This is a genomic window from Halobacillus sp. BAB-2008 (genome assembly GCF_000328325.1).
Lineage (GTDB): Bacteria > Bacillota > Bacilli > Bacillales > Halobacillaceae > Halobacillus.
Genome location: NZ_ANPF01000097.1, coordinates 1 through 1,198, shown reverse-complemented (window position 1 = coordinate 1,198; position 1,198 = coordinate 1). Strand labels below are relative to the sequence as shown.

Annotated in this window: 2 protein-coding genes; both read right to left on the bottom strand. The window is 33.5% G+C overall.

All coding sequences use genetic code 11. The features are described from left to right. Positions 1 to 39: 39 nt before the first annotated feature. Positions 40 to 414 (bottom strand): RidA family protein, encoded by a 375-nt coding sequence (locus D479_RS18695; protein ID WP_008640197.1) that lies wholly within the window; start codon positions 412 to 414, stop codon positions 40 to 42. A gap of 10 nt (positions 415 to 424) precedes the next feature. After that, positions 425 to 1,075 (bottom strand): helix-turn-helix transcriptional regulator, encoded by a 651-nt coding sequence (locus D479_RS18690; RefSeq protein WP_008640195.1) that lies wholly within the window; start codon positions 1,073 to 1,075, stop codon positions 425 to 427. Between the last annotated feature and the right edge of the window lie 123 nt (positions 1,076 to 1,198).

The window sequence follows — 1,198 nt, the reverse complement described above, 5'->3', positions numbered from 1 at the left end:
TATATAATAGATCTTTTTATATACCAGATTCAAAAAAATTTATATATACGCGATGGCATCAACTTCTATTTTAAATCCGAAATGTAATTTATTTGTAGGTACCACTGTACGAGCCGGTTTATATTCTCCGAAAAATTCTTTATAAACAGCATCTACCCTATCCCAGAGTTCTACATCAGGAATGTATAATGTCATACGCAATATTTGCTCTTTTTTGCTTCCAGCTGCTTCTACAATCATTTCTACATTATTAAGTGCCTGGATTGTTTCCTCTTCAACGGAACCATATTTCCTTTCACGAGTTTCTGGATCAATAGAAAATTGTCCGGAAACATAGACGATATCATCATGAATAGTCGCAAGTGCGTAATGACCATTAGATTTTAAGTTTTCTACTTCAAAAATACTTTTCATTGTTTTCTCCTTACCTTGATTTATTTTTTATTTCATCTAAATAGCTATAAACAGTGACCTTTGATATGCCTAATGAATCTGCAACCTTATCGATAGATCCCTTCATTGAAAAAATCCCTTTTTTATCCATGAAACGAATCAATTCTATCTTTTCATGGCGTTTCATAGCTGGATGAGCACTGTTTTGTATGATTTGATTAATTAAACCATCAACGATCTCCTCTACATTTTTAATCTCAGGACTTGGTTTTTCTTCTTTCTCTTCTACTAGAACTGGTGTTGGAAGAAATGTGTTCATAAACTGTTGCATTTGAAGTAATGCTTCCACATCGAAATTAATACAGAAAGCACCAATCACTTTCTGATTGAAATCGCGAATTAACGTTGTTGAAGAGCGAATCGTGCGTTTATCTTCTGTAACAAATGTATAACCGGCCAGATGATCTTCTTTAAAGTCTTTCGATTGTAATACCGTTGTCACGAGATGATCAAAGGATTGACCAACTTCTCTACCCGTTACATGACTATTTATTGTGAATATGACAGATGCTTGGGGGTTTGTTAAATCGTGAATAACAATTTCACAATGATGTCCAAACATTTTAGCCGTTGATTTTGCTAAGGGAATGTATCTCTCTAATATTTGCTTTTTCTCTTCCATCTCTCTCTACCTCTCAGCCCGATTATAGTTTTCGACAAAAGATATATCTTACTTTCTTGATCGTATAAGTACTTATTCTGTTTAATTAGTAGGAGTCGCATATAAATTCGAATTGACTTTTTT